Below are 12,696 nucleotides of genomic sequence, written 5' to 3' on the forward strand. Positions count from 1 at the left end.
TAAAGCGACCACATTCTCCAGCCCCCACACGACGGTTCTCATTCACCGTAAAGGAGCAGGACCGAATGAACGAAACCTCACGCCCGCCCGTTCGTGCCGAGCGCCGCAGCCCCGCCTACTGGCGGGTGACCTTCGATAATCCGCCCTTCAACCTCTATGACCCCGAGGTCGAGGCGTCCCTGGCACAGATCGTCAAGCACCTCGAAGCCGACCCCGAGGTCAAGGTCGTGGTTTTCGACAGTGCTCTGGACGACTTCTTCATGGCGCATCTCGACCTGGGCCGAATCCCGGAGTTCGGGGAAGGCATGCCGATATGGTTCGACCTCATGGACCGTCTGGGCAGGGCCCGGTTCATCACCGTCGCGTCCATCCGTGGCCGAGCCCGCGGCATCGGCAACGAATTCCTGCTGGCTCTCGACATACGGTTCGCGAGCCGAGAGAACACCATCTTGGGCCAACTGGAAATCGGATCGGGAATCATCCCGGGCTGTGGCGGTATGCAGCGGTTGTGCCGGCTCGCGGGTAAAGCACGCGCATTGGAGGTCATCGCCTCGGGGGAGGACTACGACGCGGATACGGCCGAACTCTACGGCTGGATCAACCGCGCCGTTCCCGATGCGGAACTCGACGCTTTCGTCGATCGCTTCGCTCAGCGAATCGCTTCTTTCGATGCCGCGGCTCTGATCGCAATCAAGGAGACCCTCAACGCGGAGAACCCGCCGCCGAGCGCTGAAGGCCTCGCCGCCACGTACGCACGTTTCATCGGGTTGCTCACCAGCGATTCCGTGCAGGGCCGTCTCCAATTGTTGGCGAATGCGCCGGCGGAATTGATCCTCGATGCCGAACTGAACATGGGTGAGCGCATTGGTCCCCAATAACGCGGGTGGCCAACGGATGTCCGTAGAAGTTGGTCTATAGCTCTCGGCGCACATTGTCGGCGGTGAACCCGAGAGATGACGATCCCCGAGCTCTCGATGAACTGAACGCTCGTGACGAAAGATCCGTTGCCTGATCTATGAGCGCCTCCGCTGCGGCTCGTGCGTGTACCCAAGGCGTCGCATCATCGAGAGAGGTGGAAAGCGCGGACGCACCCTCGAAGAGGACGGCGAGCTGGTTACCGAGCAACTGCGGGTCGGCAGCACCGGCTTGTCGAGCCAACTCGGTGATCCTGTCCGCATAGTCCCGTTTGTGTGCGTGAACTATTTCTTGAACGCCGGGCATGGCCGCGGCTGCCTCGACCGCCGCATTGTGGAATGGGCAGCCGCGCATCGGCTCAGCGCTGGCCTCCAGGCTGTCGAACAGGGCGAGCAGTCGTTCGCGCGGATTCGAATCGGACCCCTGCGGCGACGCACCCCAGAGACTGCCTGCCGCTTGCCGGAGCATGCGCAGGTACTCCTCCACCAAAGCGGTTTTGCTCGGGAAATACCGGTAGAGAGTTCTTTTCGATACCGACGCGCGGGCCGAGATCAAATCGATGCCGGTGGCGTTGATGCCCTCGTTGTAGAACAACTCCGACGCCGCGTTCAGGATGCGCTGGCGCGCACCGCGCCCTCCCCGGCGGGTCGGCTCCTGTCCAATGGTTCGTGAAGCCATACCGAAAGTATACCGATCTGTTTACAAGCGATGGAGGGTAAGATACGTTCGAATCCGAAGGTACACCGATCGGTATACATAAGGAGGTCGTCATGTCAGATCGACAATCCCCTCAGGGGGTTCCCGAACGTCACCGTTCGTACAAAGATGCGCCGGCAAAGTCCGTACAGGTCGGCGCGGCGCGGTTCGCGTATCGCGAGCTGGGTCCCGACACCGGCATTCCGGTGATCTTCTTGAATCATTTGGCTGGAAACCTGGACAACTGGGATCCCCGAGTGGTCGATGGCATTGCGGCGAAGCACCGCGTGATCACATTCGACAACCGCGGTATCGGTGCGTCCGAAGGCAAGACACCCGACACGATCGAGGCGATGGCGCAAGATGCCATCGCCTTTATCCACGCCCTGGGCTTCGACCGGGTCGATATTCTGGGGTTCTCGCTCGGCGGCTTCATAGCGCAGGTGATCGTCCAAAAAGAGCCCGAGCTGGTTCGAAAGCTGATCCTTGCGGGGACCGGGCCTGCGGGCGGTACCGGCATCGAGAAGGTGACCGCGCTGACGTACGCGGACACATTCAAGGCGTACGCCACCTTCAAGGATCCGAAGGAGTACCTGTTCTTCACCAGAACGGCGAACGGAAAGTCGGAGGCTCGGGCATTCGTCAAACGGTTGAAGGAACGCACCACCGACCGTGACAAAGCCGTCGCCATCGGGGCTTTCCGTACTCAGCTCAAGGCCATCCGCGCGTGGGGTACACAGGAACCGTCCGACCTCAGCAGCATCCGACAGCCGGTCCTCGTCGCCAACGGCGACGCCGACCGAATGGTGCCCAGCAGCAATTCTTTCGACTTGGAAAATCGACTCCCGAATGCGGTCCTCCGGATCTACCCGGACGCCGGGCACGGTGGCATCTTCCAGTTTCACGAGAGGTTCGTCCGAGAAGCACTCGACTTTCTGGCGTCCTGACACTCTGCGGTGTCGCGCTTCGGACGCGACTTTGCCGAGACAACAGGTGCTGGTGCGGTGTCGCCGCACCAGCACATGGAGCATCAACAGCGTTGCCCCGCAGCGACCTTCGTTCGCCCGGTTTCGTCGAGGAGCAAGACGACAGTCACTGAGCAGCCGACAATGCCGAATAGGAGATCGCCCATATGTTCACTGAATTCACGACCCACGACATCGATGTCGATGGCGTCCGCATCCATGCTCGTGTGGGCGGTGAGGGGTCACCGGTGCTGCTGCTGCACGGCTACCCCCAGACCCACGTGATGTGGCGTGAGGTAGCCGAAGCATTGGCCCAGTCGCACACCGTCGTCGTGTCCGACCTGCGTGGGTACGGTGACTCGAGCAAGCCCGACTCCGACCCTGACCATTCGGCATACAGCAAACGCGCGATGGCCGCGGACCAGGTCGGGTTGATGACAGCCTTGGGGCACGACCGATTCGCGATTGTCGGTCACGACCGCGGCGGCCGAGTCGCCCATCGACTCTGCCTCGATCACCCCGAGCGGGTCGATAGAGCCGCCGTCCTCGACATCGCGCCGACCCGACACGTCTTCGCGAACGTGGACCGCACCTTGGCCACGGTGTACGACCACTGGTTCTTCCTCGCCGAGGAGCCTGATCTGCCCGAAGTTCTGATCGGCGGCGCGCCCGAGTATTTTCTGCGCCGAAAGCTCGATCAATGGTCCGGCCCGGATGCGGCATTCGACGAGGGTGCGGTATCGGAGTACGTACGCTGCTTCAGTGAACCCGACGCGATTCGGGCAAGCTGCGAGGACTACCGCGCTGCCGCCTCGATCGATCTCGAACACGACGAGATCGACGCCGCGGCAGGCCACCGCATCAGCTGCGCGCTGCTCGTTCTGTGGGGCATACACGGCTTCGTCGGAACTCGCTATGACGTACTCGAGGTGTGGCGTCGGTACGCCGACGACGTCCGCGGCTACGGCCTGAACTCCGGGCACTTTCTCCCGGAGGAAGCCCCCGAGCAGACGATCGCCGCGCTGCGCGACTTCCTGACGAACTAGCGGGTGCGGTACCCATTCTGCTGTTCGAACGAGATGTGATCGCAGCCGAGCCCTATTCCGGAAGTTCCGCCGCAAGGTACTCGTCCTGGTGGCTGTGCGGCCGCCCGATCGCCACCAGATGTGACCTCCACACAACAGAAGGAATGCGAATATGCCCTCCCTCAATGGAGCAGTCGTCCTTGTCACCGGAGCGAACGGAGGCATCGGAACCCACTTCGTCGATGACGCGCTCGCCCGCGGCGCCGCCAAGGTCTACGCCACCGCCCGCATTCCCCGTACCTGGGATGACGAGCGCATCGTCCCCTTCGCTCTCGATGTCACCGACCCCGCCTCGATCGCCGCGGCCGTTGTCGCCGCGCCCGATGTCACCATGCTCATCAACAACGCGGGTGCGAACCCGCCGAATGCCAGCCTGCTGGATGTGACCAATGCGGACATCCGAGCGAACATGGAGACGAACTTCTTCGGCCCGCTCTTCCTCGCTCGCGCCTTCGCACCGATCCTGACCGCCAAGCCGCAGTCGGTCCTGGTAGATGTGCACTCCATTGGTAGCTGGTACGCGTACGGCGGCATCTACAGTGCGTCGAAAGCCGCACTGTGGTCCGCCACCAATTCACTGCGCCTCGAGCTCGCGCCCAAAGGAGTCCATGTGATGGGCGTGCACATGAGCTACGTCGACACCCGCATGGCCGCGCACGCCGAGGGACCCAAGATGCTGCCGGCGGAGCTGGTGCGGATGGTCTACGACGCCGCCGAGGTTGGTGAGTACGAGGTCTTGGCCGATGAGTCGACCACACAGGTCAAGGCGGCTCTCAGCGGCCCGGTCGAGGCGCTCTACCCGGAGCTGCGCGGACTGAACGGTCCCGGCTGACCCTGTCGACCGTCGTATGTCGGACCTGTTTTCGAGACTTCCGCCGCGCGGTCGGTCGCCGCGCCGCCCTCGATGAGATCGCGGGCTTGTCGGCCGATGCAGCACTCATTCGGCACAACGATGGCAGTCGACGGAATAGGGGGAGTGATCCGCGTCCCATTCCTGGGTTTACCCGCGGGTAGGTGGTGACGGAGGCGGTGGTCGCAGCGCTTGTGGTTACGCTGATGGCGTATCAAAAGCGTGGGGGCGACGGATGTGAAGGGCTCTGAAATCGTGGACGGTCGGGTCGAGATTACCGACGTGCTCATCATCGGAGCCGGGTTGTCCGGCATTGGTGCCGCGCGCCATGTGCAGCGGGCTTTTCCGCGGCGTCATTGTGTGGTTCTGGAGGCTCGAGAGGCCATCGGGGGGACCTGGGATCTGTTCCGGTATCCGGGTGTCAGGTCGGATACGGACATGTTCACGTTCGGGTATCGGTTTCGGCCGTGGCGGGGAGATCGAGCAATCGCGGGCGGTCAGGCGATCCGCGAGTACATTCGCGAAACTGCGGCCGAGGCCGGGATCGATCGTCGCATCCGGTTCGGTCATCGCGTGGTGCGGGCAGAATGGCTATCGGCGCAACAACATTGGCTGGTTACCGCAGAGCGGGTCGGCACGTGTGAGACCGTCGAGTTCGTGGCGAAGTTTTTGTTCTGTTGCGCAGGCTATTTCCGCTACGACCATGGTTACATGCCGGATTTTCCAGGGCGAGAACGCTTCTCCGGTCCGGTCGTGCACCCGCAGCACTGGCCGCAGGATCTGGACGTGGGAGGCAAGCGAATCGTGATCATCGGTTCCGGTGCGACTGCGATGACACTGGGCCCCGCGCTGGTGGATTCGGGAGCCCGGGTCAGTATCTTGCAGCGCTCGCCCTCCTACGTTTTGCCCGCACCCGCGCGGGAACGGGTGATGGGTGTGCTGCGTCGACTGCTTCCGGCTTACGCCGCGCATGCTGCGGTGCGGGCGAAGAATATCGGAATGAGTACCGCGACCTATCAGCTGTCGCGGCGCTATCCCGATACGGCACGGGCCTGGATCCGTGGTCGGCAGCAGCGCCGGCTTCCCGCGGGGTACGACATCGATTCCCACTTCACCCCGCGCTACAGTCCATGGGATCAGCGGTTGTGCCTGACCCCGGACGGTGAACTGTTCCGGGCGATCAGTGCGGGCGCACTGGATATGGTGACCGACCGGGTCGACACCTTCACCGAAACAGGTGTGCGCCTGGCCTCCGGCACCCAACTGAATGCTGACATCATTGTCACCGCAACGGGTTTGAATCTGCTCGTGTTCGGCGGCATAGAGTTGGCTGTAGATGGTGAGCCGGTGCGGCTGCCGAACCGGCTGGCCTACAAGTCGATGATGGTATCCGGTGTGCCGAATTTCGCCTATGTCATGGGCTACGTCCATACCTCATGGACATTGAAGGCGGATCTGGTGTGCCAGTACGTCGTTCGGCTGCTACGCCATCTGGAGACGCACGGGTACACCAGTGCCACACCGGTCGCCGATCCGTCGCTGGGCCGCGACCGCTCCGTACCGAGCTTCACCCCGGGCTATTTCCTGCGGGGTAGCGCCCGTTTCCCGAGCCAGGGCGACCGCAAGCCCTGGCGTCTGCCGCTGAACTATCTGCTCGATCTGCCGCTGCTGCGCTACGGTCCGATCGACGACGGGGCATTACGATTCGCGGCGGCCGCAACCGAGGCATCGGCGGCTATCTGATCTTGACGACAGCCTTGCCTTTTGCGCGGCCCTTTTCGACGTACGCCATCGCCTCTTCGGTCTTCTCGAAGGGGTATACCCGGTCTATGACAGGATGAATTATCCCGCTGTCGATTAGGGAAGTAATCTCGCGCAGCTGATCGCCACTGGCCCGCATGAAGAGGAACGAGTAGCTGACGTTATGGCGTTTCGCTGCTCTCCGGATTCGATAGCTCAACACGCGGGTTGCCGGTTTCAGAATCCAGGGCGATCCGTGCTTCTCCGCAAAATCGGGGTCGGGCGGGCCTGAGATCGATATGAGCTTGCCACCGGGCTTGAGGATCTGCAGGGACTTTTTGAGTGTCACTTCATCCAGGCTGTTCAAGACGACGTCATAATCGTCCAGAATCGTTTCGAAGTCATAGTTTTTGTAGTCGATCACCACATCCGCGCCGAGAAGTCTGACGAAGTCGATGTTCGCAGTGCTGGTCGTGGTGGCGACGACCGCGCCGAGGTGCTTCGCCAGTTGGATGGCGAAGGTTCCCACGCCACCGGCACCCGCGTGGATGAGGACCTTCTGATCCTTCTGCAGATTCGCCATCTCGACCAGCGCCTGCCACGCGGTCAGGCCGACCAGTGGGATAGAGGCGGCCTCCTCCATAGTCAGCTTTACCGGAATGAGCGCGACGTCGTCTTCATTCATCCCAATGAATTCTGCGAAGGTGCCGATTCGATCCTTGTCCGGTCGTGCGTACACTTTGTCGCCCGGCTTGAAGTTCTTTACGCGGGATCCGGCTCGGACCACGACCCCGGCGACATCATTGCCCAGAATCAGTGGGAGGCGATAGGGCAGAATGAGTTTGAACTCACCATCCCGGATTTTGGAATCGAGGAGGTTTACGCCGGCGGCGTGGACCTGGACCAAGACATCATTCTCCCGCACCTCAGGTTCCGGCATCTCGCCGAACCGCACTCTGTCGCTGCTGCCATAACGATCGAGAATGAAGGCTTTCATCGGATTTGACTCCAGTCTGTTGCCGTTGGGAGGGTGCGTCTCGGGCTATTTCGCGAGCTGTGGGTACAACGCAGCCAGATCCCCGGACAGCCCGGCCTTGACCTGCCGTGAGATATCGTCGGCCAGCACCTCGTAGGCCCCCGATTCGATGCCATCGAGCGTAAGCGCGGCAACATCGGCGGCACTGGACTTTGGCGCATCGATACCCGCTGTCAGATCGGTGTCGACGTAACCCACGTGCAGCCCGGTGACTGTGATGCCGCGCGGCTGTAATTCCAGGCGCAGCGAGTTGGTCGCCGACCAGAGCGCGGCTTTGGACGCACTGTACGAACCGCCGAAACCGACCCACGAAAGCACGGAGTGCACATTGAGGATGTGGCCGCCGCCATTCGCCTCGATGATGGGGGCGAATGCGCGGGTGACCACAAGCGGTCCGTAGAAATTGGTTTCGAATTCCCGGCGCACATCGTTGATCTCGGACCCGAGGAAGGACGCGCCGACCGAGGCGCCGGCGTTGTTTATCAGGATGGTGACGTCCGGGGCAAGGCGGGCGGCAATCGCGACCGCGTCGGGGTCGGTGACCTCGAGGGCCACCGGGACGGCATCGGGGTGGGTGACGGTGCGCGGGTCGCGTGCGGTGGCATAGACCTTGGTTGCGCCACGGATATACAGCTCTTCCACGAGTGCTTTGCCGATCCCGCGGCTGCCGCCGGTGACGAAGGCGACCGAATCTTTGATGGCGGTCATATGTTGTCTCCCAATGTGATTGCGCGTGCGGAGATGCCGGCTTACCTGCGCGACGATTGAAGTATGAACGTAATATAATTATCGTAATACAATCGCTGATGGTTGGCTACCGGCTGTCGTCATCGGACTGTTCGAGGAGTGTGTGATGCGTTACGGGAGTGAGCACAAGCAGGCGACCAGGCAGCGGATCGTCGCGGCCGCCGGGCGCCGGTTCAAGCGGGACGGCATAGACGGCGCGGGGATCAGCGTGCTGATGAAGGATGCCGGACTGACGAACGGCGCCTTCTACGCGCACTTCGAATCCAAGGATGATCTCGTCGCCAACGCCGTCGCGGACCAGCTGTGCATCCAGCGCGCCAGTATCGATGAGCAGGTTCGTGACCGCGACGGGCTGGAACGTTTTGTGCGCGAATATCTTTCGGTCACGCACCGTGACAGTCCGGAGGAGGGCTGCCCGTCGGCGGCCCTGCTCGACGAGATCGGGCGCAGCCCGAACCTGATCAGGGATGCCTACTCCGACGGAGTGCTGGCCATCATCGATGACATCGCGGCACTGCTCGCCCCCGCTGATCCGCAGTCCGCACGAGTCCGGGTCCTCGGTGGTTTCGCCACAATGGTTGGTACACTGCAGCTTTCCCGTGCCCTGTCCGGTAAGGAACTCGCCGACGCCGTTCTCGAACAAGGCATCCAGAACGTTCTCACGTTGTTGGGGACCCCGTCGCACGACTGACACACCCGCGAAAACCTGGCTCTCGTGGCGGTGATTGTTCGGGCAGTTCTGGTGCTTATGCGCCGAGGTGACGCCTTCCGGTTCGGTCGACGCCCGATGATTCGTCTCGACGATTTCGCGCTCACGCTTTCCAGGAACTGCGCGAACTACTGTGCCGCTGGGCTCACACCCATTGTGACGCTCCTTTACATGCTGGTGGCATGCCGCTTCTCACGTGGCCGGCCAGGTCGATGTGCGGTTGGTATCGGTCCGATCGATACGTGCGTGGAGCAGAATTCACGCGTTGGTCATAGGCCGCGCTTGCTTCCGAAGGATGTCCGGCCGTTCCGGCGCAGCAGTGCGACGGCGGTCGCGATGCGACCCCGATTCAGATCCGGCTCCAGACCGGCACCGACACGGTGCAACTGATCGGTGTGCCAGCCGAGGTCGAGAAATCCGTCGAGCCCTTTGATATCGGTGACCTTGCTCAGGATGCCGCGCATACCGGCTCGCACCTGGTGCGCGGTGAGGGACTTTGCGCGCCCCGCGAGGATTATGTCGGCGGCGTCGGGCGTGGTCGCGGTCGGCCGGCCGATGCCGACGACATCGCACTCACCGGTGCTGACCGCGTCGTCCATCGCGGCGCGGGATCGGAAACCGCCGGTGACCGCCAGTGGGATGTCGCCGACGAGTGCGCGAACCGTGCGGGCGTATTCGAGGAAGTACGCTTCCCTGGCCCGAGTGCTGGCCGCGGCTGTGCCCATCATGGCCGGTTCCTCGTAGCTGCCACCGCTGACCTCGATCAGGTCGAGCCCCTCGCTCGCCAATGCCGCCACGACGCCCCGGGATTCTTCCTCGGTGAACCCGCCGCGCTGGAAGTCGGCCGAGTTGAGCTTGATACCCACCGCGAAACCGGGCGAGACCCGTGCGCGAATGCGCCGGACCACCTCGACCGCGAAGCGCATCCGTCGTTCGGGGTCGCCGCCCCACTCATCGTCGCGCTGGTTCGACAACGGCGAGAGGAACTGTGCCACAAGGTATCCGTGCGCGGCGTGTATTTGTACGCCGTCGAACCCCGCTGTCTCACAGACGACCGCCGCAGCCGCGAAGCGCTCGATGATGTCCTCGATCTCGGCGGACGTCAGCTCACGAGGGGTGGTCGCACCGGGCATGTTGAGGGGGATCGGGCTGGGAGCAACGGGGGTGTGGCCGAGGGCCAGGGGATTCGACTGGCGCCCAGGATGGTTGAGCTGCACCCAGATCGGGACGCCCGCGTCCTTCGTAGTCTTGGCCCAGCGGGACAGTGCGTCGAGGTCGCGCTCATCCTCGATGACGACGTTGCCCGGCTCGCCGAGTTGCGTGCGATCGACCATGACATTGCCGGTGATGAGCAGTCCGTACCCACCGTCACCCCAGGTCTTATAGAGCTGTTCCAAGCGGCCATCGGGGGAGTTCTTCTTGTCGCCCAGTGCTTCGCTCAACGCGGCCTTCATGATTCGATTGGGGAGCACCTGGCCACAGGGCAGTGTCAATGGGTCGTGCAGGGAAGTCATCAGGGTATTCCTTGTCAGGTGGCCGGCCTCGGCCGGATCATTTGTGCGGATGGCGGCCATCTCGCTGGCGCATTGAATGATGATCATAATATAATCGAGGGGGAGTGGCCAGCGGCAAACTGGTTGTTCTGGCGTCGAAGGAGTATGGGATGCGTTACGGAAGTGAGCACAAGGAAGCGACGAGACGTCGGATCATCGAAACGGCCGGTCGGCGGTTCAAGCGCAGCGGCATCGATGGCTCGGGGGTCGCCACGTTGATGAAGGATGCGGGGCTCACCAACGGGGCCTTCTATGCTCACTTCGCGTCCAAGGAGGATCTGGTCGCGGACGCGGTCGCCGATCAGTTGCGTGAGCAGGGTATCAACGTCGCTGCGCAGGCTCGGGATCTGGCCGGACTGGAAGAGTTCGTGTGCTGGTATCTTTCGGCAGGGCACCGAGACAGCCGTGAGGACGGTTGCCCCTCGGCGGCGCTGCTCGACGAGATCGGTCGTTGTTCGGATGCGACCAGGCGCGCGTACACCACCGGCGTGCTGGTTGTTATCGATGACATCGCCGCGTTGCTGTCGCCGGATGATCCGCAATCAGCGCGTGTGCGGGTACTCGGTGTCCTGGCCATGATGGCCGGGATCTTGCAACTATCCCGCGCTCTGTCCGCTGGACCGCTCGCCGACGACGTTCTGAATGAGGGCATCGGGAACGTCCTCGCCCTATTGGGTTTAACGCATCGAAATGACCTGCCACAGAATCCTGGAGCGGGTCATCGTCGTGTCGATCCTGCCGCCCGCGCACTTGGGTAGGGCGAGGCCTTTCGATTGGCAATTGGCCGCGCGGACGGGTGGTCCGCGACGGCGCTGAGTGAGCTGCGCACTCGAGTGGAGCTATACAGTTCATATAGTTATCGGTATTATGCGGAACATGTCCGCCGTGATCGCCGACGGCCTGGAACCCCGGCAATGTTCCATCACTGTTTCCGGCCGCCGGCGGTCCGTTGCGGCCCTTCGAGGTATCGCCGGACCGATCGTCGATGTGAAACCTGCACGCGACGCCGCCGTGCAGCGCGCCCTGGCTCACCTCGAGAATCGTCGTTGTCTACGAATACTTTTGGCGAAAGGGATGCCGGATGATCTTGCGCCCGCGATGCGGTGAGTTGGTGTCGAGCCGATCCGCGCCCCTCTCTACACTCGATTCAGTGGAGAAGTCTCGACAGTATGGGCAAGGGTGTCCGCTTGCCAGTGCCTTGGATGTGCTGGGCGAACGATGGACTCTGCTGATAATTCGGGAGTTGCTGCTCGGCCCCAAGCGGTTTACCGACCTCGGTGTGAAACTTGCTGCCGCCGGACCGAACCGCCTGACAAGTCGGCTCCGCCGACTCCAAGCTGCCGGTGTCGTGGAGAAGACGTCCTCCGGTGCCTACGCGCTGACCGAATTCGGTGAAGGACTGCGGGGCCCTGTCATCGGCTTCGGTCTCTGGGGACTCGGTCTGATGCAGGAAGGAATCGACGCGGAAACGGCGCGACCCGACATGGTTGCGCTTTGCATGACGGGCGCGGTCTCGCCGAATCTCTTGTCCGGCCTGACTTTCGAGTGTGAGGTGTATACGTACGAGAGTCCCGAGTCCGAGGGGCATACTCACGAGGTCTTCACGATGAGCGTTCGGGAGTTTGTATTGTCGGTGTTGTCCGGTCCGTCGGGATCGGAGTCGCCGATCGAACTCTACTGTTCGTCAATGACTTTCATCGGGTTGATCATGGGCAGTCTCACCTTGGCGGACGCTCGACGTACGGGTCAGGCCGAGGTGCGAGGGAAGGGCGCGGGGCTGCCCAAGCTATTCGCCGCGTTCGCGGCCACCACCCGGGAGCTCACGCCAGCTGTTTGAATCGAGAGCCGTCTGGAGCCTTCCTGGTTCGGCGGACTCTGAATTGGCTGATGCCGCCGGCAGAAACTGTGCACGTTGCTGGTCGATCGCGCGGCCGTCCGCGTCGACGAAAGCTACGCGGATACGTTCGTTCGAGTCGCGGGTAAGGGGGAGGACGGTTGGTTCCTCCGAAGACGAGAGGTGCTCAATGCCCCATTGCTGCAGCGCGGCAAGGGCAAGTTTGAGTTCTTCACCGGCAGGGGTGAGCGCGTAGGCGAAGCGCATCCTCTCGCCTGGTTTGCGGTACGGGATCTTCTCCATCACGCCGTACTCGACCATCTCCGTCAGGCGCGCGCTCAGCACATCGGTGCTTATACCGAGCGAATCGCGGAACTCCGCGAAGGTACGCCGACCGAGGAGGGCCTCGCGCAGCAGGAGGAAGCTCCAGGGATCACTGAGCACGCCGAGGCAACGCGTAATCGCACAGGAGCTGCCCGAGGCGTCGGCAACGGCTTTCGATCGGGGAGGCATATGTTCACCGTACCTGACTCTCCGATGCCAACTTAGGGTGTAGGTTGGCGATG

The 12,696-nt window shown here is 62.6% G+C and carries 14 protein-coding genes; 9 read left to right on the plus strand and 5 right to left on the minus strand.

Annotated features, from left to right (window positions below):
* Positions 1-65 precede the first annotated feature (65 nt).
* The gene (locus OG716_RS04660) at positions 66-878 is read left to right on the plus strand and encodes an enoyl-CoA hydratase/isomerase family protein (RefSeq protein ID WP_405136451.1); all 813 of its coding nucleotides are present in this window, start codon (positions 66-68) and stop codon (positions 876-878) included.
* A gap of 34 nt (positions 879-912) precedes the next feature.
* Here OG716_RS04660 and OG716_RS04665 read toward each other — a convergent pair whose 3' ends face one another.
* The gene (locus OG716_RS04665) at positions 913-1,593 is read right to left on the minus strand and encodes a TetR/AcrR family transcriptional regulator (protein WP_405136452.1); all 681 of its coding nucleotides are present in this window, start codon (positions 1,591-1,593) and stop codon (positions 913-915) included.
* 92 nt (positions 1,594-1,685) lie between these two features.
* Between OG716_RS04665 and OG716_RS04670 the strand changes: the two genes are divergently transcribed.
* From OG716_RS04670 to OG716_RS04685, 4 genes are all read left to right on the plus strand, one after another.
* The gene (locus OG716_RS04670; RefSeq protein WP_405136453.1) at positions 1,686-2,558 is read left to right on the plus strand and encodes an alpha/beta fold hydrolase; all 873 of its coding nucleotides are present in this window, start codon (positions 1,686-1,688) and stop codon (positions 2,556-2,558) included.
* Between the two features lie 185 nt (positions 2,559-2,743).
* The gene (locus tag OG716_RS04675) at positions 2,744-3,622 is read left to right on the plus strand and encodes an alpha/beta fold hydrolase (protein WP_405136454.1); all 879 of its coding nucleotides are present in this window, start codon (positions 2,744-2,746) and stop codon (positions 3,620-3,622) included.
* Positions 3,623-3,773: 151 nt separating this feature from the next.
* Positions 3,774-4,493, plus strand: coding sequence for an SDR family oxidoreductase (locus OG716_RS04680; protein ID WP_405136455.1), 720 nt, complete (start codon positions 3,774-3,776; stop codon positions 4,491-4,493).
* A 348-nt stretch (positions 4,494-4,841) separates the two neighbouring features.
* Positions 4,842-6,254 (plus strand): flavin-containing monooxygenase, encoded by a 1,413-nt coding sequence (locus OG716_RS04685; RefSeq protein WP_405139531.1) that lies wholly within the window; start codon positions 4,842-4,844, stop codon positions 6,252-6,254.
* Here the strand turns inward: OG716_RS04685 and OG716_RS04690 are convergent.
* Positions 6,247-7,248 (minus strand): NADP-dependent oxidoreductase, encoded by a 1,002-nt coding sequence (locus OG716_RS04690; protein WP_405136456.1) that lies wholly within the window; start codon positions 7,246-7,248, stop codon positions 6,247-6,249. The genes OG716_RS04685 and OG716_RS04690 overlap by 8 nt on opposite strands.
* 45 nt (positions 7,249-7,293) lie before the next feature.
* Complete coding sequence (locus OG716_RS04695) at positions 7,294-7,995, minus strand: SDR family oxidoreductase (RefSeq protein ID WP_405136457.1); 702 nt, start codon at positions 7,993-7,995, stop codon at positions 7,294-7,296.
* A 145-nt stretch (positions 7,996-8,140) separates the two neighbouring features.
* Here OG716_RS04695 and OG716_RS04700 point away from each other — a divergent pair, with 145 nt between their 5' ends.
* Complete coding sequence (locus OG716_RS04700) at positions 8,141-8,725, plus strand: TetR/AcrR family transcriptional regulator (protein WP_405136458.1); 585 nt, start codon at positions 8,141-8,143, stop codon at positions 8,723-8,725.
* 287 nt (positions 8,726-9,012) lie between these two features.
* Here the strand turns inward: OG716_RS04700 and OG716_RS04705 are convergent, their stop codons facing one another.
* Positions 9,013-10,257 (minus strand): NADH:flavin oxidoreductase/NADH oxidase family protein, encoded by a 1,245-nt coding sequence (locus OG716_RS04705; protein ID WP_405136459.1) that lies wholly within the window; start codon positions 10,255-10,257, stop codon positions 9,013-9,015.
* A 104-nt stretch (positions 10,258-10,361) separates the two neighbouring features.
* Between OG716_RS04705 and OG716_RS04710 the strand changes: the two genes are divergently transcribed.
* From OG716_RS04710 to OG716_RS04720, 3 genes are all read left to right on the plus strand, one after another.
* Positions 10,362-11,054 (plus strand): TetR/AcrR family transcriptional regulator, encoded by a 693-nt coding sequence (locus tag OG716_RS04710; RefSeq protein ID WP_405136460.1) that lies wholly within the window; start codon positions 10,362-10,364, stop codon positions 11,052-11,054.
* Positions 11,055-11,172: 118 nt separating this feature from the next.
* Positions 11,173-11,403, plus strand: coding sequence for a hypothetical protein (locus OG716_RS04715; protein WP_405136461.1), 231 nt, complete (start codon positions 11,173-11,175; stop codon positions 11,401-11,403).
* A 43-nt stretch (positions 11,404-11,446) separates the two neighbouring features.
* Positions 11,447-12,133: a winged helix-turn-helix transcriptional regulator gene (locus OG716_RS04720; RefSeq protein ID WP_405136462.1), complete on the plus strand. Its 687-nt coding sequence runs from the start codon at positions 11,447-11,449 to the stop codon at positions 12,131-12,133.
* Here the strand turns inward: OG716_RS04720 and OG716_RS04725 are convergent.
* Positions 12,083-12,643, minus strand: a complete 561-nt coding sequence (locus OG716_RS04725) for a winged helix-turn-helix transcriptional regulator (RefSeq protein ID WP_405136463.1) — start codon at positions 12,641-12,643, stop codon at positions 12,083-12,085. The genes OG716_RS04720 and OG716_RS04725 overlap by 51 nt on opposite strands.
* Positions 12,644-12,696: the final 53 nt, after the last annotated feature.

It is taken from the genome of Nocardia sp. NBC_01388 (assembly GCF_045040085.1).
Classification (GTDB): Bacteria; Actinomycetota; Actinomycetes; order Mycobacteriales; family Mycobacteriaceae; genus Nocardia.

Excerpts from the sequence above, each read along its gene's own strand:
- OG716_RS04715 (WP_405136461.1), top strand. The coding sequence starts at position 11,173 with ATGTCCGCCGTGATCGCCGACGGCCTGGAACCCCGGCAATGTTCCATC.
- OG716_RS04705 (WP_405136459.1), bottom strand. The coding sequence starts at position 10,257 with ATGACTTCCCTGCACGACCCATTGACACTGCCCTGTGGCCAGGTGCTC.
- OG716_RS04665 (WP_405136452.1), bottom strand. The coding sequence starts at position 1,593 with ATGGCTTCACGAACCATTGGACAGGAGCCGACCCGCCGGGGAGGGCGC.
- OG716_RS04675 (WP_405136454.1), top strand. The coding sequence starts at position 2,744 with ATGTTCACTGAATTCACGACCCACGACATCGATGTCGATGGCGTCCGC.
- OG716_RS04680 (WP_405136455.1), top strand. The coding sequence starts at position 3,774 with ATGCCCTCCCTCAATGGAGCAGTCGTCCTTGTCACCGGAGCGAACGGA.
- OG716_RS04700 (WP_405136458.1), top strand. The coding sequence starts at position 8,141 with ATGCGTTACGGGAGTGAGCACAAGCAGGCGACCAGGCAGCGGATCGTC.
- OG716_RS04725 (WP_405136463.1), bottom strand. The coding sequence starts at position 12,643 with ATGCCTCCCCGATCGAAAGCCGTTGCCGACGCCTCGGGCAGCTCCTGT.
- OG716_RS04690 (WP_405136456.1), bottom strand. The coding sequence starts at position 7,248 with ATGAAAGCCTTCATTCTCGATCGTTATGGCAGCAGCGACAGAGTGCGG.
- OG716_RS04660 (WP_405136451.1), top strand. The coding sequence starts at position 66 with ATGAACGAAACCTCACGCCCGCCCGTTCGTGCCGAGCGCCGCAGCCCC.
- OG716_RS04695 (WP_405136457.1), bottom strand. The coding sequence starts at position 7,995 with ATGACCGCCATCAAAGATTCGGTCGCCTTCGTCACCGGCGGCAGCCGC.
- OG716_RS04670 (WP_405136453.1), top strand. The coding sequence starts at position 1,686 with ATGTCAGATCGACAATCCCCTCAGGGGGTTCCCGAACGTCACCGTTCG.